The sequence below is a fragment of the Pseudomonas sp. S2_F03 genome (assembly GCF_054668335.1).
Window position 1 is genome coordinate 2,371,443 of record NZ_CP162759.1, and the last position, 22,415, is coordinate 2,393,857.

General features: G+C 59.0%; 18 protein-coding genes, 1 tRNA gene and 1 pseudogene. 17 read left to right on the top strand and 3 right to left on the bottom strand.

Translation table 11 applies throughout. The features are described 5' to 3' along the window. Positions 1-32 precede the first annotated feature (32 nt). A complete protein-coding gene (locus AB4N76_RS11265) occupies positions 33-1,262 on the top strand; it encodes a multifunctional CCA addition/repair protein (RefSeq protein ID WP_046029978.1) in 1,230 nt (409 codons plus the stop codon). A gap of 81 nt (positions 1,263-1,343) precedes the next feature. On the opposite strand, the gene folK is transcribed toward AB4N76_RS11265, so the two are convergent. Together folK and folB are read right to left on the bottom strand one after the other, a co-directional pair. Continuing rightward, positions 1,344-1,862, bottom strand: a complete 519-nt coding sequence (folK, locus tag AB4N76_RS11270; protein WP_077431165.1) for a 2-amino-4-hydroxy-6-hydroxymethyldihydropteridine diphosphokinase — start codon at positions 1,860-1,862, stop codon at positions 1,344-1,346. Further along, entirely contained in the window at positions 1,853-2,209 is a 357-nt protein-coding gene (gene folB, locus AB4N76_RS11275) for a dihydroneopterin aldolase (protein ID WP_077431164.1), read from the bottom strand. Before folB ends, folK begins: the two co-directional genes overlap by 10 nt. 74 nt (positions 2,210-2,283) lie before the next feature. On the opposite strand from folB, the gene plsY reads away from it, so the two are divergent. After that, on the top strand, positions 2,284-2,853 hold the full coding sequence (gene plsY, locus AB4N76_RS11280; protein ID WP_046029970.1) for a glycerol-3-phosphate 1-O-acyltransferase PlsY: 570 nt from the start codon (positions 2,284-2,286) through the stop codon (positions 2,851-2,853). A 23-nt stretch (positions 2,854-2,876) separates the two neighbouring features. Here the strand turns inward: plsY and tsaD are convergent, their stop codons facing one another. Beyond that, positions 2,877-3,902, bottom strand: a complete 1,026-nt coding sequence (gene tsaD / locus AB4N76_RS11285) for a tRNA (adenosine(37)-N6)-threonylcarbamoyltransferase complex transferase subunit TsaD (RefSeq protein ID WP_027926719.1) — start codon at positions 3,900-3,902, stop codon at positions 2,877-2,879. 199 nt (positions 3,903-4,101) lie between these two features. Here tsaD and rpsU point away from each other — a divergent pair, with 199 nt between their 5' ends. From rpsU to pqqD, 15 genes and pseudogenes are all read left to right on the top strand, one after another. Beyond that, the gene (gene rpsU, locus AB4N76_RS11290) at positions 4,102-4,317 is read left to right on the top strand and encodes a 30S ribosomal protein S21 (protein WP_002551877.1); all 216 of its coding nucleotides are present in this window, start codon (positions 4,102-4,104) and stop codon (positions 4,315-4,317) included. 482 nt (positions 4,318-4,799) lie between these two features. Next, complete coding sequence (gene dnaG, locus AB4N76_RS11295) at positions 4,800-6,779, top strand: DNA primase (RefSeq protein ID WP_046029966.1); 1,980 nt, start codon at positions 4,800-4,802, stop codon at positions 6,777-6,779. A 67-nt stretch (positions 6,780-6,846) separates the two neighbouring features. After that, complete coding sequence (gene rpoD / locus AB4N76_RS11300; RefSeq protein ID WP_046029963.1) at positions 6,847-8,694, top strand: RNA polymerase sigma factor RpoD; 1,848 nt, start codon at positions 6,847-6,849, stop codon at positions 8,692-8,694. 122 nt (positions 8,695-8,816) lie between these two features. After that, the gene (locus AB4N76_RS11305) at positions 8,817-12,563 is read left to right on the top strand and encodes a bifunctional diguanylate cyclase/phosphodiesterase (protein WP_046029961.1); all 3,747 of its coding nucleotides are present in this window, start codon (positions 8,817-8,819) and stop codon (positions 12,561-12,563) included. Positions 12,564-12,578: 15 nt separating this feature from the next. Beyond that, a tRNA-Ile gene (locus AB4N76_RS11310) sits at positions 12,579-12,655 on the top strand. Positions 12,656-13,058: 403 nt separating this feature from the next. Further along, a complete protein-coding gene (locus AB4N76_RS11315) occupies positions 13,059-13,349 on the top strand; it encodes a DUF3077 domain-containing protein (RefSeq protein ID WP_109785558.1) in 291 nt (96 codons plus the stop codon). 185 nt (positions 13,350-13,534) lie between these two features. After that, positions 13,535-14,203, top strand: coding sequence for a hypothetical protein (locus tag AB4N76_RS11320; RefSeq protein WP_046029957.1), 669 nt, complete (start codon positions 13,535-13,537; stop codon positions 14,201-14,203). Positions 14,204-14,377: 174 nt separating this feature from the next. Further along, a complete protein-coding gene (locus AB4N76_RS11325; protein ID WP_046029956.1) occupies positions 14,378-14,839 on the top strand; it encodes an Lrp/AsnC family transcriptional regulator in 462 nt (153 codons plus the stop codon). Between the two features lie 231 nt (positions 14,840-15,070). Next, on the top strand, positions 15,071-16,753 hold the full coding sequence (locus AB4N76_RS11330; RefSeq protein ID WP_046029954.1) for a flavin monoamine oxidase family protein: 1,683 nt from the start codon (positions 15,071-15,073) through the stop codon (positions 16,751-16,753). Positions 16,754-16,765: 12 nt separating this feature from the next. After that, positions 16,766-17,561: pseudogene (locus tag AB4N76_RS11335) on the top strand (carbon-nitrogen hydrolase family protein). A gap of 48 nt (positions 17,562-17,609) precedes the next feature. Beyond that, positions 17,610-20,036, top strand: a complete 2,427-nt coding sequence (pqqF, locus tag AB4N76_RS11340; protein WP_460164464.1) for a pyrroloquinoline quinone biosynthesis protein PqqF — start codon at positions 17,610-17,612, stop codon at positions 20,034-20,036. Positions 20,037-20,191: 155 nt separating this feature from the next. Next, positions 20,192-20,266, top strand: a complete 75-nt coding sequence (gene pqqA, locus AB4N76_RS11345; protein WP_009045898.1) for a pyrroloquinoline quinone precursor peptide PqqA — start codon at positions 20,192-20,194, stop codon at positions 20,264-20,266. Positions 20,267-20,341: 75 nt separating this feature from the next. Beyond that, entirely contained in the window at positions 20,342-21,253 is a 912-nt protein-coding gene (pqqB, locus tag AB4N76_RS11350; RefSeq protein ID WP_046029950.1) for a pyrroloquinoline quinone biosynthesis protein PqqB, read from the top strand. Between the two features lie 135 nt (positions 21,254-21,388). Beyond that, on the top strand, positions 21,389-22,141 hold the full coding sequence (pqqC, locus tag AB4N76_RS11355; RefSeq protein WP_109785560.1) for a pyrroloquinoline-quinone synthase PqqC: 753 nt from the start codon (positions 21,389-21,391) through the stop codon (positions 22,139-22,141). Beyond that, the gene (gene pqqD / locus AB4N76_RS11360; RefSeq protein WP_077431161.1) at positions 22,138-22,413 is read left to right on the top strand and encodes a pyrroloquinoline quinone biosynthesis peptide chaperone PqqD; all 276 of its coding nucleotides are present in this window, start codon (positions 22,138-22,140) and stop codon (positions 22,411-22,413) included. Before pqqC ends, pqqD begins: the two co-directional genes overlap by 4 nt. Positions 22,414-22,415: the final 2 nt, after the last annotated feature.

Genomic DNA, 22,415 nt, shown 5'->3' on the forward strand with positions numbered 1-22,415 from the left:
CGGTTATTCTGTCGAGCTAACGGAGGTTTTTTATGCAGATTTATAAAGTCGGCGGTGCCGTACGTGATCGCCTGCTCGGCAAACCTGTCACCGATATCGACTGGGTCGTGGTGGGCGCCACCACTGAAGAGATGCTCGCCAAGGGATTTCGCCCGGTCGGGGCGGATTTCCCGGTATTTCTTCACCCTAAAAGCGGTGAGGAATATGCCCTTGCCCGTACCGAACGCAAGAGTGGACGCGGATATGGCGGTTTCACCTTTCACGCCAGTCCCGAAGTCACCCTCGAAGAAGACCTGATCCGTCGCGACCTGACGATTAACGCCATGGCCGAGGACGATCAGCAAAACCTGACCGACCCCTACCATGGCCAGCGCGATCTGGAAGCCCGCCTTCTTCGTCACGTTTCCCCCGCGTTCGCCGAAGATCCGCTCCGTGTCCTGCGCGTCGCCCGCTTTGCAGCACGCTATGCGCCGCTAGGTTTCAACGTCGCGCCCGAGACCATGGAGTTGATGCGCCAGCTCAGCGAATCGGGCGAACTGGAAGCGCTGACCGCCGAACGCAGCTGGAAAGAAATTTCCCGCGCATTGATGGAAGATCAGCCGCAAGTGTTCATCGAAGTGCTGCGCGGGTGCGGCGCTCTCAAGGTGCTGATGCCTGAAGTTGACGCGTTGTTTGGCGTCCCCCAGCCCGAGGCTCATCACCCGGAAATCGACACCGGGGTGCATACGCTGAGCGTGCTCGAGCAAGCGGCGCATCACAAACAACCGCTGACCGTGCGCTGGGCCTGCCTGCTGCATGACCTGGGCAAAGGACTGACACCCGAAGAAGACTGGCCCCGGCACATTGCCCATGAACACAGGGGTTTGAAGCTGATCAAAGCGGTCAACGAACGGTTCAAGGCACCGAGAGATTGCCAGGAACTGGCACTGCTGGTGGGCGAATATCATACCCATGGTCATCGCGCCCTGGAGCTGAAGCCTTCGACGCTGCTGGATTTGCTACAGAGTTTTGACGTCTACCGACGACCTCAGCGGTTCGAAGAATTTATCCACGCGTGCGAGATGGATGCACGCGGACGCAAAGGTCTGGAACAGAGAACTTATCCACAGGCGGATTATTTGCGCGGTGCGGCGACGGCAGCCAGAAGCGTGGCGGTCCAGCCGCTGCTGGAGAAGGGCTTCAAAGGGCCTGAGTTGGGTGAAGCGATCAAGCGTGAACGACTGAAGGCGCTGAAGGCCTACAAAGAAGCGGCGTCTGTCTGAAGCTATCGCGGGCAAGCCCGCTCCCACAGGTACGATGCAACCCTTGTGGGAGCGGGCTTGCCCGCGATGATGTCAGTCAAATCACAGCAAATTCGAAGGTGTTAGCTGCTCGCCACGCCACTCAAACGCAACCGGCGCCAACACTTGATCAATCTGCGCCTCGCCCCACAAGGTCGCAAAGCTCTTTCCTACACCCGGATGCACGCGATCAGGCGCAATCAGCGATAACGGCCACAGCACGAAAGCGTTCTTCAAAATTTCGGCTCGCGGCAGGATCAAACCATCAAAATTACCCACCAGATCACCGAACAGCAGGACGTCGATATCCAGCGGCAATCCCTTGCGGTCCGGTGCGTAGCGACCGTTGTCCGCCTCGATGAATTTCAATCGACGGTCGAGCTCCATCAGCGGCAGATCGGTGTAAGCCGACACCACGAAATTGAAGAACGGCCCGCTCTTGATGCCCACTGGCTGACTTTCGAACACCGCCGAACAGCGGATATCCACCAGAAACTCCGCAAGGGCATCCAGACCTGCCTGCAAATGGGTTTCACGCTCGATATTGCTACCGAGCCCGAGGTACACCTGAGTCAGCGACATCCGCGCTCGATCTCCACGCCCACACCACCGGTGGCCGCCGGGACAGCGCCAGGCTTGGTCAGCTTGAGGCGCATCCAGGTGATCTTGAATTCGTTCATCAGCACTTCAACCAGACGCTCGGCAAAAGTCTCGACCAGTTGGTATTGCGCCTGCTCGGCAAACGCCTGGATGCGCGACGACACACTGGCGTAATCGAGCGCCAGGGTCAGGTCGTCACCGGCGGCGGCCGGGCGATTGTCCCAGGCGAAGCTCAGATCAAGACGCAGGCACTGTCGGATGCCTCGCTCCCAGTCGTAGGCACCGATCACGGTGTCGACTTCCAGGCCCTCGATAAACACTCTGTCCAAGCACTTTTCTCCGCTGCACGACAAGGGCGCAATGCGCCGTTAGAATCAGGGCGTCCTCGCCCGGAATAGTTAGCATGTTTTGGTTATTGGCGATCCTCGCCTACCTGCTCGGCTCGCTGTCCTTCGCCATTTTGCTCAGCCGCCTGACCGGGAGTCCCGATCCGCGAATGAGTGGCTCAGGCAATGCCGGCGCCACCAACATGTTGCGCCTGGCCGGCAAGAAACTCGCCGTCCTGACCCTGCTCGGCGACCTCTGCAAAGGCTTGCTGCCCGTGCTGATCGCCGCTCTTGCCGGTCTTTCGCTGCAAGAACAAGCCTGGATCGGCATCTGCGCCGTCATCGGCCATCTGTTTCCAGTGTACTTTCGCTTTCGCGGTGGCAAAGGTGTCGCCACCGCGGCCGGCATGTTACTGGGGCTATACCCGCCCGCCGCGTTGCTGGCGGTCTGCGCCTGGCTGCTGACATTCTACCTGACCCGCACCAGCTCACTCGCCGCCCTGATCGCCACACCCCTGACGCTACCGCTGCTTGCCTGGCAAGAACCGGCGGCGTTGCTGCCCATGAGCGTGCTCACCGGGCTGATTGTCTGGCGTCATCGCGGCAATCTACGCGACCTGTTTGCCGGGCGCGAACGGCATTTTTAAATACCGGACGTGAGCGCGGCTCATCAAAGCGCCGACAATTGCTCCATCGGCCAACGCGCCTGCACGCTGATCGCCAAAGATTCATGCTGGCCGGCCTGCAAGCGCTGGCAACCGGCAAACGCGATCATCGCGCCATTGTCGGTGCAGAACTCCGGGCGGGCATAAAACACATCACCCTTCATGTCGCCGAGCATTTTCTCCAGCGAGGTGCGCAGGGCCTTGTTGGCGCTGACGCCCCCGGCAATCACCAGGCGCTTCATGCCCGCTTGCTTCAGGGCTCGCTTGCACTTGATGGTCAAAGTCTCCACCACGGCCTGCTGGAACGCCAGAGAGATGTCGCAACGGGCTTGCTCGCTGTCGTCCCCGGCGCTGACGCTTTGCTGCCAGGTGTTCAGGGCGAAGGTTTTCAAGCCACTGAAACTGAATGCCAGGCCCGGGCGGTCGCACATCGGACGCGGAAACGTGAATCGCCCCGCAACGCCTTGCTCGGCCAGGCGCGCGATTTCCGGGCCGCCCGGATAATTGAGCCCCATCATCTTCGCGGTCTTGTCAAAAGCCTCACCGGCGGCATCATCCAGCGTCTCGCCCAAAAGCGTGTACTGACCGATCCCGTCGACCTGAACCAACTGCGTATGACCACCGGACACCAACAAAGCGACGAACGGGAATTCGGGCGGTTGCGTCTCCAGCATAGGCGCCAGCAAGTGGCCTTCCATGTGGTGCACACCCAAGGCCGGAATACCCCAGGCAAAAGCCAGCGCCTGAGCGCAGGAAGCCCCCACCAACAAGGCCCCAACCAGGCCAGGACCCGCGGTGTAAGCGATCGCGTCGATCTCGGTCGGCACACAGTCAGCTTCGGCCAACACCTGACGAATCAAGGGCAGCATCCGTTTCACGTGATCGCGCGAGGCCAGCTCCGGCACCACACCACCATAGGCGCGGTGCAAGTCGATCTGACTGAACAGTGCGTCGGCCAACAGCCCGCGTTCACTGTCATATAATGCGACGCCGGTTTCGTCGCAGGAGGTTTCTAATCCCAGTACTAGCATGGGTTTGCGCCTTGTTTAGGCTGAATTCGAAGGCGCGCATAATAGTCGCCGCGTGATGCCCCGACCAGCGGTTTTCGATCAGAGGCTTTGCATTCCGAGCGATGAGGAGTTAACATCCGCAACCCTTAAAAACCGACGTCTTCAAGTGCTCTTTTGCCGCGAGGATGTTGACCCCGGTAATGAATGAAGGTAGCTCTGGATGCCAGCCGTCAAAGTAAAAGAGAACGAACCCTTCGACGTAGCTCTGCGTCGTTTCAAGCGCTCCTGCGAAAAAGCCGGTGTACTGGCTGAAGTTCGTAGCCGCGAATTTTACGAGAAGCCAACTTCCGAGCGTAAGCGCAAAGCAGCAGCCGCTGTTAAGCGTCACGCGAAGAAAGTTCAGCGCGAACAGCGCCGCGCCGTTCGTCTGTACTAATACACAGACGATCGTAGCAAGCTTCTGCCAAGCCCGGCTCTCAGCCGGGCTAATGGCATTTGCGTAAAACGCTTGATGCTTCAATGTCGAAGCCGCAGACGCGACCAAGACAAACCTGCTTTACAGCGTCAGACCTGGCTCTTTTGCCAGCGGTGCACGTCTTTTCTGACGAGCCTTCCAAGGCTACTGACGAGCACACCCACTGATTCCTCTCACGACGATCAGCCCAAGGCACCTGCTTGCGTGCCCGCTTATTGAGCTATCCGAGGCCATCGACAGGCCGCAGCGGATTCAGCGCAACACTTTCAAACAGTCGATTACTGATTGGTATTAACGTCAGTGGATTTTCGGCAGATACACTCCCCGATAGCGATTACGCAGACGACACCGGTCGAGCCGCACTTTTTGCGCGCCTCAAACAACGACCCGCGTTCGGCCGCCCTTCGTTATGGGTCCATTTCAGCGCAGATGACGAGAACGCCATGGCCGGGCTAATTCCCCAGAGCTTCATTGACGACCTTCTGAACCGCACCGACATCGTCGATGTGGTCAGCTCGCGCCTGCAATTGAAAAAGGCCGGCAAGAACCACACTGCTTGCTGCCCGTTCCACAAAGAGAAAACCCCGTCTTTCAGCGTCAGCCCCGACAAACAGTTCTATTACTGCTTCGGCTGCGGTGCTGGCGGTAACGCCCTCGGCTTCATCATGGACCACGACAACCTGGATTTCGTCCAGGCCGTCGAAGAACTGGCCAAAGCCGCCGGCATGGAAATCCCCCGTGAAGAAAGCGGTCGGGCGCACAAACCGCGGCAACCAACCGATTCGCCGCTGTATCCGCTGCTCACCGCTGCCGCCGACTTTTACCGTCAGGCGCTGAAAAGCCATCCGTCACGCAAAGCCGCGGTGGATTACTTGAAGGGCCGCGGACTGACCGGCGAGATTGCCCGCGACTTCGGCCTCGGCTTTGCCCCGCCGGGCTGGGACAACCTGTTCAAGCACTTGAGCAGCGATACCCTGCAACAAAAAGCCATGGTCGACGCCGGACTGCTGATCGAGAACGCCGAAACCGGCAAACGCTATGACCGCTTCCGCGATCGCGTGATGTTCCCGATTCGCGACAGCCGTGGGCGCATCATCGCTTTCGGCGGCAGGGTACTGGGCGACGACAAACCGAAATACCTGAACTCACCGGAAACACCGGTCTTCCATAAAGGCCAGGAACTCTACGGTCTTTATGAAGCACGCAAAAACAACCGCAACCTCGACGAAATCATCGTCGTCGAAGGCTATATGGACGTCATCGCCCTCGCCCAGCAAGGCCTGCGCAATGCCGTCGCGACCCTGGGCACTGCCACCAGCGAAGAGCACTTGAAGCGTCTGTTTCGCGTCGTGCCCAACGTGCTGTTCTGTTTCGACGGCGATCAGGCTGGCCGTAATGCCGCCTGGCGAGCACTGGAAGCGACACTGCCCTGCCTGCAAGACGGGCGGCGCGCACGCTTTCTGTTCCTGCCGGAAGGCGAAGACCCGGATACATTGGTTCGCTCCGAAGGTACGGATGCCTTCCGTGCGCGAATCAACCAGCACGCCCAGCCACTGGCGGATTATTTCTTCCAGCAGTTGACCGAGGAGTCGGACCCGCGCTCGCTGGAAGGAAAGGCCCACATGGCCACCCTCGCCGCGCCGCTGATCGACAAGGTACCGGGTGCCAACCTGCGCATCCTGATGCGCCAGCGTCTGAGCGAAATCACCGGGCTTAGCGGTGAAGCCGTCAGCCAACTGGCGCAAAGCGCCCCGCAGGAAGCGCCACCGGCATACGATCCAGGCATCGATTACGACGCCATGCCCGATTACAGCGACTACCATCAGCCGCAGTCACAAGAGATGTACGTGCCGCAGCAGGAGTGGACGCCGAAAAAACCCGGCGCTGGCGGCAAGAAGTGGGACAAGAAACCCTGGGACAAAAATGGCAAACGCGGTGGCGATCGTGATCAACCGAGCGCCCCGCGCACTCCAATTGCCGTGGAAGCCCCAACGCTGATCGCACTTCGAACCCTCATTCATCATCCAGACTTGGCCGGCCGGGTAGAAACCGCCGACCATTTCGCCAATGAGAGCAATACCTACGCACAGCTGCTGGTCGCACTGATCGAAGCGGTGCAAAAAAATCCTAAGCTAAACTCAATTCAGCTTATGGCCCGCTGGCACGGGACTGAGCAGGGGCGTTTGCTCAAGGCATTGGCGGAAAAGGAATGGCTGATTGCAGGTGACAACCTTGAACAACAGTTTTTAGACACCATTACTAGGCTATCAGCCGCTCAACACACGGATAGCCTGGAAGTACTAATCAGGAAAGCAAGGCAGCCAGGATTGACCGCGGAGGAAGCAAATCAGATAGCAAATCAGATGCGCGACCTATTAAAACGCAATATGGCTGTATCAAACCCGACCTCAACTGGCGCGTGAGGTCATAGCTCAGGTATAATCCTCGGCTTGTTTTTTGCCCGCCAAGACCTTCAGTGGATAGGGTGTTATGTCCGGAAAAGCGCAACAGCAGTCTCGTATCAAAGAGTTGATCACACTTGGTCGTGAGCAGGGTTACCTGACTTACGCGGAGGTCAACGACCACCTGCCGGAGGATATTTCAGATCCGGAACAGGTGGAAGACATCATCCGCATGATCAATGACATGGGGATCAACGTATTCGAGGTTGCGCCAGATAAGGATTCCCTTATGCTGGCCGACGCCGATACCGACGAAGCCGCGGCCGAAGAGGCAGCAGCAGCGTTGGCAGCGGTCGAGACCGACATTGGTCGCACCACCGACCCAGTGCGCATGTACATGCGTGAAATGGGTACGGTAGAGCTCCTCACACGTGAAGGCGAAATCGAAATCGCCAAACGTATTGAAGAGGGCATCCGCGAAGTGATGGGCGCAATTGCGCACTTCCCTGGCACGGTTGACCATATTCTCTCCGAATACACTCGCGTCACCACCGAAGGTGGCCGCCTGTCCGACGTCCTGAGCGGTTATATCGACCCGGACGACGGCATCGCACCGCCTGCTGCAGAAGTGCCACCGCCGATCGATCCGAAAGCCGCTCCCGCTGCCGACGACACCGACGACGATGACGCCGAAGCAACGGATGACGAAGAAGAAGCCGAAAGCGGCCCGGATCCGATCATCGCTGCACAGCGTTTTGGCGCTGTCTCCGATCAGATGGAAATCACCCGCAAGGCGCTGAAAAAGCACGGTCGTGGCAATAAGCTGGCAATCGCCGAGCTGTTGGCCCTGGCTGAGCTGTTCATGCCGATCAAACTGGTTCCGAAGCAATTCGAAGGCCTGGTCGAGCGTGTTCGCAGTGCCCTGGATCGTCTGCGTCAGCAAGAGCGCGCGATCATGCAACTTTGCGTTCGTGATGCCCGCATGCCGCGTGCCGACTTCCTGCGCCAGTTCCCGGGCAATGAAGTTGACGAAAGCTGGACCGATGCACTGGCCAAAGGCAAGAGCAAATACGCTGAAGCCATTGGTCGCCTGCAACCGGACATCATTCGTTGCCAGCAGAAGCTGACCGCGCTGGAAACCGAAACCGGTTTGACGATCGCCGAGATCAAGGACATCAACCGTCGCATGTCGATCGGTGAGGCCAAGGCCCGCCGCGCGAAGAAAGAGATGGTCGAAGCGAACTTGCGTCTGGTGATCTCCATCGCCAAGAAGTACACCAACCGTGGCCTGCAATTCCTCGATCTGATCCAGGAAGGCAACATCGGCTTGATGAAAGCGGTAGACAAGTTCGAATACCGCCGCGGCTACAAATTCTCGACTTATGCCACCTGGTGGATCCGTCAGGCGATCACTCGCTCGATCGCCGACCAGGCCCGCACCATCCGTATTCCGGTGCACATGATCGAGACGATCAACAAGCTCAACCGTATTTCCCGTCAGATGTTGCAGGAAATGGGTCGCGAACCGACTCCGGAAGAGCTGGGCGAACGCATGGAAATGCCTGAGGACAAGATCCGCAAGGTATTGAAGATCGCTAAAGAGCCGATCTCCATGGAAACCCCGATCGGTGATGACGAAGACTCCCATCTGGGTGACTTCATCGAAGACTCGACCATGCAGTCGCCAATCGATGTCGCCACTGTTGAGAGCCTTAAAGAAGCGACTCGCGAAGTGCTGTCCGGCCTCACTGCACGTGAAGCCAAGGTTCTACGCATGCGCTTCGGTATCGACATGAATACCGACCACACCCTTGAGGAAGTTGGTAAGCAGTTCGACGTGACCCGTGAACGGATTCGTCAGATCGAAGCCAAGGCACTGCGCAAGCTGCGCCACCCGACGAGAAGCGAGCATTTGCGCTCCTTCCTCGACGAGTAACAACAGAACCCCCGGCCCAGGCCGGGGGTTTTGCTTTATGCAGATTAAATCCCCCGCACATCCCCCCCACCGCTTAGCCCGTCTACACTCGAAACATTCCCCCGAGCCATAACGAGACCGTTATGCCCAGACTGCCGACCGTGCTTTTTTTGCTGTCGCTGATGACCTGGACCGCAACGGCTGGCGCGCTGACTCTGACCGACGACGAACGTAGCTGGCTGGCCGCACACCCGGATTTACGCCTGGGTGTGGACGCTTCATGGCCACCGTTTGAGTTCCGCGACGAACAGGGCCGCTATCAAGGCCTGGCGGCGGACTACATCAACGTGATCCGCCAACGGCTGGCCATCAAGCTCACGCCCATCGAGCCGGTCAGTTGGACGGTCGTGCTGGAACAGGCCAAGCAAGGCAAGCTAGATGTGTTACCGGGCATCATGTCGACCCCGGAACGCCAGTCATACCTGTCGTTTACGCGCCCCTACCTCGATTTTCCGATTGTCATCCTGGCCCATGTCGGCGGTGCCCAACCGCACAAGCTCGAAGACCTGTACGGGCTAAAGATTGCCGTAGTAGAAAACTATGCGCCGCATGAACTGCTGCGCACCCACCACCCAGACCTGAATCTGGTGCCGATGTCCAATGTGAGTTCGGCCTTGCAGGCGCTGGCCACCGATGAAGTAGACGCCGTGGTGGGCGACCTCGCTTCCAGTGTCTGGAGCCTTCGTCAGCTCAAGCTCGAAGGGTTATATGTCAGCGGCGAAACCCCGTATCGCTATCAACTGGCAATGGCCGTGCCCCCCAACAACAAGGTGCTGGTCGGCATTCTGGATAAAGTGCTGGCGGACATGAGCCCGAGTGAAATCAGCGCCATTCAGGAACGCTGGGTGGGCAATGTCCTGGATCACCGAAGCTTTTGGTCGGATCTGTTGGCTTACGGCCTGCCGGGGCTGCTGTTTCTGATGGTCATGCTGGCCGTGGTCATTCGGATCAACCGTCGACTGAGCTCTGAAATTGCACGCCGGGTCGACCTCGAACAGGAACTGCGCAGCAGCGAGTACCACTATCGCGGGCTGGTCGAGAGTCTGTCGGCCATCGCCTGGGAAGCACGGATCAGCGATTACACCTACAGCTACGTGTCGCCACACGCTGAAGACCTGCTGGGATATCCCCTGTCCCATTGGCTGATTCCGGGGTTCTGGCGCAATATCATCCACCCTGCGGACCTGACACGGGCTCAAACCTACTGCGATCACGAAGTGCTGGCCGGGCGCGATCACAGCGTTGATTACCGGGTCATCACCGCCGATGGCCGCTGCCTGTGGGTGCGCGACATCGTCAGCCTGATCGAGCACGGCCATGAGCCGGTGTTGCGCGGGTTGATGATCGACATCAGTGATGCCAAGCGCACTGAAGAGGCGCTAAGCCTTTCCGAGCAAAAATTCGCCTCGGTATTCCAGCAGTGCCCGGACATCCTGGTGATCGCGCGGCTTAGTGACGGTTGTCTGCTAGAGGTCAACAAAGCGTTCGAAGAACAGATTGGTCTCAAGGCCGAAGAGGTCATAGGCCAGACCGCCACCGACCTGAACATCTGGGGCATACCCGGTGTGGGTCCCGGCCTGCTGCAACGTCTGCAGGCCGGCAGTATCCGCAACCTGGAAATGCCCTTTCGTCGCAGTAATGGCCACGTGTTTACCGGCCTGATTTCCGCCGAACCCTTTGATCTCGATACCACTCCCGCCCTCGTAGTGGTGGTGCGTGACATCAGCCAGCTAAAAGAAACCCAGCAACAACTGCAAACCTCCGAAGAGAAATTCGCCAAGGCCTTTCATGCTTCCCCAGACGGTTTGTTGCTGTCGCGCCAGAGCGACGGGTTACTGCTGGAGGTCAATGAAGGATTCAGCCGCATTACCGGTTTCAACAGCGCAATGTCCGTGGACCGGTCGGCCCTGGACCTGGGGATATGGGTCAACCTCAACGAACGCAAGCAAATGCTCGACCTGCTGCACCGCGATGGCTTCGTCCGCGACTTCAGCTGCCACATCCGCCGCAGCGACGGGCAGATCCGCCTCTGCGAGGTATCGAGCCGTCCGCTGCCGATCGGCGATGAAGATTGCATGCTGACCATTGCCCGGGATATTACCGAGCGGCACCTCATGCAGGAAAAGCTGCAACAGGCCGCCACCGTATTCGAAAGCACAGCCGAAGGTGTGTTGATCACCGACACCCAACAGCACATCAGCGCGGTCAACCGTGCCTTTACCGAGATTACCGGCTACAGCGAGAGCGAAGCACTGGGCCACACCCCTCGCCTGCTCGCTTCGGGCCTCCACGACAGCGCATTCTATGCCGCGATGTGGCATCAGTTGACAGCCGAAGGTCATTGGCAAGGCGAGATTTCCAACCGCCGCAAGAACGGCGAACTCTATCCGAGCTGGCTGACCATCAGCGCTGTGCGCAACCGGGAAAAATTCATCACCCACTTTGTGGCGGTATTTGCCGATATTTCCAGCCTCAAACACGCCCAGGCCAAACTCGACTACCAGGCGCATCACGACCCATTGACCGGCCTGCCAAACCGCACGCTGTTCGAAAGCCGACTACAAACCGCACTCAACTCGCAGAAGGAAAACGGCGGCCAGGGCGCAGTGCTGTTCCTCGACCTGGACCGCTTCAAGCACATCAACGACAGCCTCGGCCACCCGGTCGGTGACCTGCTGCTCAAAGGCATCGCCGTGCGCCTCAAAGAGCAGTTGCGCGATATCGATACCGTTGCGCGCCTTGGCGGTGACGAATTCATCATTCTGCTACCGGGCCTTCAGCAATCCAGCGATGCCGACAATATTGCGACCAAGCTGCTCAACTGTTTCTCCGCGCCCTTCCAGGCCGGGGAGCATGAGTTTTTCATCAGCGCCAGTATTGGCACCAGCCTGTACCCCAACGACGGCTGGGACGTCGCCACGCTGGTCAAAAACGCCGACGCGGCGATGTACCGCTCCAAGGCCAAGGGGCGTAACCGGGTTGAAAGCTACACCCGCGACCTCACCGCACAGGCCAGCGAACGCGTGGCGCTGGAACATGAGCTGCGGCGCGCCATCGAGCGCAACGAACTGTTCCTGCATTACCAACCGAAAATCAGCCTCGCCGACCATCGACTGGTCGGCGCCGAAGCGCTGATTCGCTGGCATCACCCGACCTTCGGTACCGTGCCGCCGGAACACTTCATTCCCCTGGCCGAAGAAAACGGCATGATTCTGCAAATCGGCGACTGGGTACTCGAGACGGCTTGCCGGCAGATGCAAGAGTGGAATCAGGTGTATGAATGCCTCGGCCCGCTCTCGGTCAACCTCGCAGGCGCCCAACTGCGCCAACCGAACCTGTTGGGGCGGATCGAACAACTGCTCAAGGACAGCCATCTCGCGCCGGGTTTTCTGCAACTGGAGATTACCGAAAACTTCATCATGAGCCAGGCCGAAGAAGCGCTGGCGGTGCTGCACCAACTCAAACAACTGGGTGTTCAGTTGGCCATCGATGACTTCGGTACGGGCTATTCGTCGCTGAGCTACCTCAAGCGCTTGCCGCTGGATATTCTCAAGATCGATCAGTCGTTCGTCCGCGGCCTGCCTGACGATCCGCACGATGCGGCGATCGTTCGCGCGATCATCGCGCTGGGCCGCAGCATGCAATTTACCGTCATTGCCGAAGGCGTCGAGACCGTGGCCCAACAGGAATTCCTCACTGCCGAAGGCTGTGAACAGATCCAGGGCTACATCGTCAGCCTGCCTCTGCCCCCCGACGAATTTGCCGCGACGTTTCTTCGTATAGCCGTATCCGATTTTTCGGATAGCACAGCCGAGAAACCGTCGCTATAATCCGCGACCTACTGAGGGCCTATAGCTCAGTTGGTTAGAGCAGAGGACTCATAATCCTTTGGTCCACGGTTCAAGTCCGTGTGGGCCCACCAAACAAAAAAGCCGCGCTAATGCGCGGCTTTTTCGTATGCGACGAGCTGGTTTTCTTTAAGTTGTATGTCGCAGCTATCAGATGACGCCCGCCAAGGTTGTAGGCAACATCTGATTATCTTGTGATGGGCACTTTGCTGCCTTGTTGCGCTTTTGTTCGACGGGATACTCTCCGGACGTCACTGCCAATGCAGTGATCGGGCTTGGAAACCCGTCGAATCAAAACGTAACAGCGCCCCTGATTACGATTGCAGCAGCTTATCTGCAACCTGAGTTATGGCGGCTGTGCGCGGGACGTCTTAGGGCGTGCCGGTTCCTTGATTCCCGGTTTTCCAACCTGCGCACAGCTGCCACCCATTCGCTTGGAAACGAAATTGGCATCTCCTCAAATCAAGGAAGTTGACCATGAACAACCAATCAGAACTAAAAACCATTGGCTTCACTCCGTTCATATACTGCTCGGATCAGGCGTTATTCAACGTCAGGCCCGGTGTCCCCATCGTCGAAGCATTGGCACAGGCCTCCAATCTGCTATTCCTCGCCAAGGCATTTGCCGAGGATGCCGCCTACACAAAGGACACCGACCACCACGCTTGGGCCGCGCATTATCTGACGGCGATGAGCAAGGCGGTAATTGATGATGTGGTGAAAGTGCTGACACCGCGACCTGCGCGGACCGCGACGGAATCCGAGTAACAGCACTCAACAGGATTATGCCCCGAGTATTCGAGACCTTCAGCTCATCGTCACGAGTGTCGTGACGCATTCGCCGATACGCGACCTGGCACTCACTACTGGCCAATCACTATCAACGTTGTGTATGTTCGCGCCTCATCGTCGAAGGGCACGTTCGACTCAATCGAGACAAAAGGAATTTGCGGATGAAGAAAGCCATTTTTACCAGCCTGTTCACAGCACTGATTGTTGCAGGCAGCCCTGCGATTGCCCAAGCGAAAGCCAGCGTTGCCGATGTTTTTAATGGAAAAATGTTGGGCACTAATCTGCGTCACTTCGAATCGGTTGCCGGCGTCGCACGTGAGAGTTCGGGCGATCATCACTCTTATGAGGTTCAAGGTTGCCAAATTACGGCGACTGCCGGTGGCGGCACAATAAGTGAACTGCGCATGGAGCTTTCGCCGACCTGCCAAGCCGACTTGAAATCCTTCATCGGTGAATCGTTCGCACCGGCCGCCAACAAGCCCCTGACCTTCGGAAACTTTCAACAAGCGGCTGGGGACCTGAATTTCTACGCGGACTGCCTGACCATGTGCGGCAACGCTGCCGATCCGTCGGTTTTTGCGCTATGGGACGGCCCGCGAGCTGTGGACTTCCGTCAGGTGTTGCTGGAAGTTGTGCTGGTCAGCGATCAAGCGCTGAAAGCCTCTAACCAGTGGCAGGCCAGCATGACCAAGGTCAAGGGCGAAGATTTTGTCACCGATACTCGTTTTAACTGTGAGAGAGATTTCGACGCGCAGGCGCAGCAAAGCTTCCAGGCTGTGCAGGTTACCGCGATTACCATCGGCTCCGAACTGCCGACTCCTGGCTGCTGAGCGGCCAAACAGAAAAGCCGCGCTAATGCGCGGCTTTTTCACGCCCGTGATTCAGCCGTCACTTGGGCAATGTCTAGCAATCACATAGCCCCAGTTCGAATATCGACCACAAGCGCCCCGCCGAACGAGTCTGTAACATGCTCAGCCATTGAACCGTGCCACTGGAGCCACCCCTTGCCTGACATCCGCCCGCCCGTGCTTGATGAAATCGACCGCCAATTGATCGCAGCCTTGCAGATCAACGCCCGCGAGAGCGTGGCCATGCTGGCCCGGCAATTGGGCATCGCGCGCACGACCGTCACGTCGCGACTGGCGCGCCTGGAAAAGGCCAAAGTCATCACCGGTTATGGCGTGCGCCTCGGTCAGCGCGTGGTCGATGGCGGATTGCAGGCGTATGTCGGGATTACCGTGCAACCGCGCTCTGGCAAGGAAGTGCTGCGCCGGCTCAGTGCGATGGCTCAGGTTCAGCAGTTGTGTGCGGTAAGTGGCGAATTTGATTATGTGGCGTGGTTGCGTACCGACTCGCCAGAGCAGCTGGATCAGTTGCTGGATCAGATCGGCAGTGTGGATGGGGTGGAGAAGACGACGACTTCGATCATTCTGAGCAGCAAGATTGATCGGGGGCAGCCGGTTTGACATTCCAACTCAGGTTTCATGGGCGCCTGAGCTGACGCCATCGCGAGCACGCTCGCGCCTACAGGGGATCGAATTGTCACTCTGATTAAACGCCACGTCATATTGACCATTAAAATGGCAAATCGACGACATATTGCGTCTTATTAACGTGTTCTACGCTCACTAGAATGGCTGCCATCTTTTCCTATACTCAGACGCGCATCCCGCGTCGGGTCGCCAGCAAGGTCAGCCATGAACAAGAACAATCGCCATCCTGCAGACGGTAAAAAACCAGTCACCATTTTCGGCCCGGACTTTCCTTTCGCCTTCGACGACTGGATCGAACACCCGGCGGGTCTGGGCAGCATTCCTGCGCACAACCACGGTGCCGAAGTAGCGATTGTCGGTGCTGGTATCGCCGGCTTGGTGGCGGCTTACGAATTGATGAAACTGGGCCTCAAACCCGTCGTCTACGAAGCCTCGAAAATGGGCGGGCGCCTGCGTTCCCAAGCGTTCAATGGTGCTGAAGGCATTATTGCCGAGCTCGGTGGCATGCGTTTTCCGGTCTCGTCCACCGCGTTCTATCACTACGTCGACAAGCTCGGTCTTGAGACCAAACCCTTCCCGAACCCGCTGACACCCGCGTCGGGCAGCACCGTGATCGATCTGGAAGGCAAAACCCATTACGCACAAAAACTGGCAGATCTTCCTGCACTGTTCCAGGAAGTAGCTGACGCCTGGGCCGACGCCCTGGAAGCCGGCTCGCAGTTCTCCGATATCCAGCAAGCGATCCGCGACCGCGACGTGCCACGCCTCAAGGAACTGTGGAACACCCTCGTCCCGCTGTGGGACGACCGCACCTTCTACGACTTCGTCGCCACCTCCAAAGCGTTCGCCAAGCTGTCGTTCCATCACCGCGAAGTGTTCGGCCAGGTCGGTTTCGGCACCGGCGGCTGGGACTCGGATTTCCCCAACTCGATGCTGGAAATCTTCCGCGTGGTGATGACCAACTGCGACGATCATCAGCACTTGGTGGTCGGTGGGGTGGAACAGGTGCCACAGGGTATCTGGCGCCATGTGCCGGAACGTTGCGTGCACTGGCCTGAAGGCACCAGCCTCAGCTCCCTGCACAACGGAGCACCGCGTACCGGCGTGAAGAAGATTGCCCATGCACCGGGTGGCCGTTTCGCCGTCACCGACAACTGGGGTGATACCCGCGAATACGCCGCGGTGCTGACCACTTGCCAGAGCTGGCTGCTGACCACCCAGATCGAATGCGACGAAAGCCTGTTCTCGCAAAAAATGTGGATGGCGCTGGATCGCACGCGCTACATGCAATCGTCGAAGACGTTCGTGATGGTCGACCGCCCGTTCTGGAAGGACAAGGACCCGGAAACCGGCCGCGACTTGATGAGCATGACGCTCACCGATCGCCTGACCCGTGGCACCTACCTGTTCGATAACGGCGACGATAAGCCGGGGGTGATTTGCCTGTCGTACTCGTGGATGAGCGACGCACTGAAAATGTTGCCGCAGCCGGTGGAAAAACGCGTGAAGCTGGCGCTGGACGCGTTGAAAAAGATCTACCCGAAAGTCGACATCGCCGCGCGCATCATCGGCGATCCGATCACCGTATCCTGGGAAGCCGACCCGCATTTCCTCGGGGCCTTCAAAGGCGCCCTGCCCGGCCACTATCGCTATAACCAGCGCATGTACGCGCATTTCATGCAAGACGAGATGCCAGCCGAGCAACGCGGGATTTTCATCGCTGGCGACGACGTTTCGTGGACGCCGGCCTGGGTTGAAGGCGCGGTGCAGACCTCGCTCAACGCGGTGTGGGGCATCATGAAACATTTCGGCGGTGAAACTCACGCCGAGAACCCGGGTCCAGGTGATGTGTTCAACGAGATCGGACCGATCGCCCTGCCCGAGTAAGAGGAATCCGAAATGCGCGTAGCCCTTTACCAATGTCCACCGCTGCCCCTGGACGTCGCCGGCAATCTGCAACGTCTACAGCAATTGGCCCAGGAAGCGAAAGGCGCCGATTTGTTGGTAGTGCCGGAGATGTTCCTGACCGGCTACAACATCGGCGTCGACGCCGTCAGCGTCCTCGCGGAGGTGCACAACGGTGAATCGGCGCAACACATTGCGCGCATTGCCAAGTTCTGCCGGGATCGCCATTTTATATGGCTACCCGGAGCGCACCGAAGACGGGCAGATCTACAACGCCGTGCAGTTGATCGACGCCCAGGGCGAGCGGTTGTGCAACTACCGCAAGACTCACTTGTTCGGCGACCTCGATCACTCGATGTTCAGTGCTGGCGAAGATGACTTTCCAGTGATTGAGCTCAATGGCTGGAAGCTGGGCTTCCTGATTTGCTACGACATGGAGTTTCCGGAAAACGCTCGACGCCTGGCGCTGGCCGGTGCCGAGCTGATCCTGGTGCCGACGGCAAACATGATTCCCTTCGACTTCGTCGCCGACGTCACCGTCCGCGCCCGTGCTTTCGAAAACCAGTGCTATGTGGCCTACGCCAATTACTGCGGCCATGAAGGCGACATCCACTACTGCGGCCAGAGCAGCATCGCCGCGCCGGATGGCAGCCGCATCGCCCAGGCTGGCCTCGATGAAGCGCTGATCGTCGGCGAGCTGGATCGGCAGTTGATGACCGACTCTCGCGCCGCCAATCGCTACTTGCTGGACCGCCGTCCCGAGCTTTACGGCGACCTTAACAAGCGCTGAGCCCCTGTAATCCGCTAGCATTAGCGCTTCTCTGTTCTGGAAGTGCTCATGCCTGCGCTGAATCACCCTCGCCCCCACACTGAAACCCTGGCCAACGGCTTGCGGGTGACGCTGCGTCATGCCCCGAATTTGAAGCGCTGCGCGGCGGCACTCCGGGTTGCGGCGGGCAGTCACGATGTGCCGCTGGCCTGGCCCGGCCTGGCGCATTTTCTGGAGCATTTGCTGTTTCTGGGGACTGAGCGCTTTCCTGCGGGCCAAGGGCTGATGGCCTATGTGCAACGTCACGGCGGGCAGGTCAACGCACGAACCAGCGAACGCACGACCGACTTCTTTTTCGAACTGCCGCCTCAGGCATTTCTCGGCGGGCTGGAGCGTCTGTCAGACATGCTCGCCCATCCACGTATGAATCCGGACGATCAGTTGCGCGAGCGCGAAGTGTTGCAAGCCGAGTTTGTGGCCTGGTCACAGAACGCGGCGGCGCAACGGCAATTGACGCTGCTCGATGGGTTGACGTCGACCCATCCCTTGCGCGGTTTCCATGCCGGAAATCGCGATAGCCTGCCGGTGGAGCTCCCTGAGTTTCAGCAGGCCTTGAAGGATTTTCATCAACGGTTTTATCAGACCGGGCAACTGACACTGAGCCTCGCCGGGCCGCAGAGTCTCGATGAATTACGCGAGATAGCTCAGCGTTTTGGCGCCGAGATTCCCGTCGGGGACAAGGTCGCACAACAAACGCCCGGCGCGCTGATGAACGCATCGCAGAACACTTATCAACAGGCTGGCGAGCGTCGCCTGGATCTTCTGTTCGCGTTCGAAGCATTGCCCGACTCATCGCGTGAAGCGCTGGCCTTTCTGTGTCACTGGCTGAATGCCGCGAAACCTGGCGGTCTGATGTCGACGCTGCAAGAGCAGGGGCTGGCGGACAGCCTGAAAGCCGCGCCGCTGTATCAGTTCGCGGGGCAAGCGTTGCTGCACATTGAACTCGCTACGGCGCAATCGGCGAGTGTGATTCGCCAGAAGCTTCTCGACTGGCTGGGCTTTTTTGCCGCCCATCAAGACTGGACCGACTTGCGCGAAGAATACGCCGCCTTGCTGCAACGCCAGCAGCAAGTCGGCGCTGCCTTGCCATTGGCCCAACGGGACAGCGAGCAGCTCGAAACCGGGCTGTCCGAGCAGGGGGTTGCAGCGCTTAAAGACCTCCTGAAAAAAATCGGCGCTGTGGATAACTTCAGCGGCGCTTGGCAATTGCCGACGCCAAATCCGTTTTTGCGCGACGAAGCACCCACCTCCAATGCCGGGTTGATTCGCGGTCAGACCAGCAAACACCGAGGCCTGCGCACGTTTGCCCAGGACCGTTCGCGCAGTCGTCGTGAAAACTCGCCGAAGCAATTCAGTCAGGCCTTGGCGGACAACAGCGATGAAGGGGCGATATTTCTGCGCTGGCGCCTCGATTTCAAACCGCTGCCCAGCCTTCAATCGAGCCTGGAAAATCGCCTGCAGTCATTACGTGAGGATGCGCGTCAGGCCGGCGTCGACTTTTCCTTCACTGCATCGGGCAATGAATGGCTGCTGAAAATGACCGGACTCCAGGAGCCGATGCCGACTGTCCTCGAACACGCGCTGAAAGTGCTGACCGAACCTGAGGTCGTTGTCCCACAAGAACAACCGGCAAGCGCTGCGCTGATACCGATTCGGCAGTTGCTGAAGGCGCTGCCCGACGAGTGTCTTGAGCGCACCGCCGACTCAGACGACCTCCAGCAACTCTGGTCGAGCGCGCGCTGGGACGGCCTGGCGGTTGGCCTGTCCACCCAGACACAAGCCGCGATGGGCCTGGCCTTGAGCCGTATTCCCGGCACCGCGGACAATCAACTGACACCGCCGCCCTCGATCAGCGCCCGGCATCTTTGGACGACCGTCGATACCGGCGCCAGCGAACACGCGTTGCTGCTCTTCTGTCCGACACCGACTCAGGACATCGCCGACGAAGCCGCCTGGCGCTTGCTCGCGCATCTGGCTCAGACACCGTTCTACCAGCGCCTGCGGGTGGAGTTGCAACTCGGCTATGCGGTGTTCAGCGCCCTGCGACAGATTCATGGGCAAACCGGGATCCTGTTCGGCGTGCAATCGCCCAGCGTTGCGCCAGTGGACGTGCTGGAACATATCCAGGCGTTTCTGAACGGCTTCACTTCGATGATTCAAAGCCTCGACGACGCCACTTTCATCGCTCAGCGCCAGGCCTTGGCCGATCAGTTTGATAGCGCCGCACTGCCCACCGTCCAGGCAGCGGAACTACTCTGGCAGAGTAAATTAGCCGGCCATTCGTCGGATTATCTGAAGCAACTGGCCCAGGCCATTTTGACGATTGACCACCGTTCATTGCTGGCTGCGGCACAGCGGCTGAATCAGGCGCAGGGTGGCTGGCGCGCCCTGGCCAGCGCGCCTTGCCCGAACCCGCTTTGGCAAGCGACAAAATGATCATTACCAAGGCTGCAATTAGCTTTCTCACACATTGGCAGCCAATTACTTTGAAATTTTAAGTAACATAGCTACCTAACTATCTGAACATCTCCGACTGGAGGTGGACTATATGTATAGATCTGAACTGTCCCATCACCTGAAGGAATGCTCCCATGTCCTGGTCCAAACCTGCTTACACCGACCTGCGTATCGGCTTTGAAGTCACCATGTACTTCGCAAGCCGCTAATCTTTTTGTAGCGCAGTGCAACGCCTCGGCTCGCCGAGGCGTTTTTATTTTCAGTTTTCGAATGATGGAGCGGCCATGTTTGTCCAGATTCTAGGTTCCGCCGCGGGGGGTGGTTTTCCCCAGTGGAATTGCAATTGCGTGAACTGCGCCGGTTTTCGCAATGGCAGCCTGAACGCCAAGGCGCGAACCCAGTCGTCTATCGCAATTTCCGATGATGGCGTGAACTGGGTGTTGTGCAACGCGTCACCGGACATCCGCGCCCAGCTTCAAAGCTTCGCCCCGTTGCAACCGGGCCGCGCCCTGCGTGATACCGGCATCAGCGCCATCATCCTGATGGACAGCCAGATCGACCACACCACCGGCCTGCTCAGCCTGCGCGAAGGTTGCCCGCATCAGGTCTGGTGTACTGACATGGTCCATGAAGATTTGAGCAGCGGATTCCCGCTGTTCACCATGCTGACCCACTGGAATGGCGGACTGGACTGGAACCCGATCGAACTGGACCGCAGCTTCACCATCGCGGCCTGCCCAAACCTGCGATTCACCCCGTTGCCGCTACGCAGCGCCGCGCCGCCGTATTCGCCGCACCGCTTCGACCCGCACCCCGGCGACAACATCGGTCTGATCGTCGAAGACCTGAACACCGGCGGCAAGCTGTTCTATGCGCCGGGGCTGGGCAAGGTCGACGCGCCGCTGCTGAAGATCATGGCCAGCAGTGATTGCTTGTTGGTGGACGGCACGATGTGGGACGACGACGAAATGCAGCGTCGCGGCGTCGGTACGCGCACCGGACGGGAAATGGGCCACCTGGCGCAGAGCGGCCCCGGCGGCATGCTGGAGGTGCTGAAGCAACTGCCCAAGCAGCGCAAGGTGCTTATTCACATCAACAACACCAACCCGATTCTTGATGAAGACTCGCCGGAGCGTGCCGAGCTGGTTCGGCGGGATGTTGAAGTGGCTTATGACGGCATGAGTATTGTGTTGTAGCGAATGGCCCCATCGCGGGCAAGCCGCTCCCACACGGGTTCTGTGGCGTACAACCCCCCCTGTGGGAGCGGGCTTGCCCGCGAAGACGTCCGACCTGACACCAAAGATTTCACGGCTGCTCCCCGGAGAACCGCAATGACTGACACCGCAATGACCCCCGCCGAATTCGAGGCCGCCCTGCGCGCCAAAGGCGCCTATTACCATATCCATCACCCCTATCACGTGGCGATGTATGAAGGCCGGGCGACTCGCGAGCAGATCCAGGGCTGGGTCGCCAACCGCTTTTACTATCAGGTGAACATTCCCCTGAAAGACGCCGCGATCCTCGCCAACTGCCCGGATCGCGAGATCCGTCGCGAGTGGATTCAGCGCCTGCTCGACCACGATGGCGCCCCCGGCGAAGACGGTGGCATCGAAGCCTGGCTGCGTCTGGGCCAGGCTGTGGGCCTCGACCCGGATCAACTGCGCTCTCATGAACTGGTGCTGCCCGGCGTACGTTTTGCCGTCGACGCCTACGTCAACTTTGCCCGCCGGGCCAGTTGGCAGGAAGCCGCCAGCAGCTCGCTGACTGAACTGTTCGCGCCGCAGATCCATCAATCGCGCCTGGACAGCTGGCCACAGCATTACCCATGGATCGACCCGGCCGGGTACGAGTATTTCCGCACTCGCCTGGGCCAGGCCCGCCGCGATGTGGAACACGGTCTGGCGATCACCTTGCAGCACTACACCACCCGGGCCGGCCAGGAGCGCATGCTGGAAATTCTCCAGTTCAAACTGGACATCCTTTGGAGCATGCTCGATGCCATGAGCATGGCCTACGAACTGAACCGCCCGCCGTATCACAGCGTGACCGAACAACGGGTCTGGCATAAAGGAATCACCTTATGAGTTTCGATCGCAGCAAGACCCCGACCTGGCGTCCCGGCTACCGTTTCCAGTACGAACCGGCGCAAAAAGGCCATGTGCTGCTGTACCCGGAAGGCATGATCAAGCTCAATGAAAGCGCCGCGCTGATTGGCGGTTTGATCGATGGCGAGCGTGATGTTGCGGCAATCATTGCCGAGCTCGACCTGCAGTTCCCCGGCGTGCCGGAGCTCGGTGACGACATCGAGCAATTCATGGAGGTTGCCCGTGCGCAGCACTGGATCGAACTTGCCTGAGT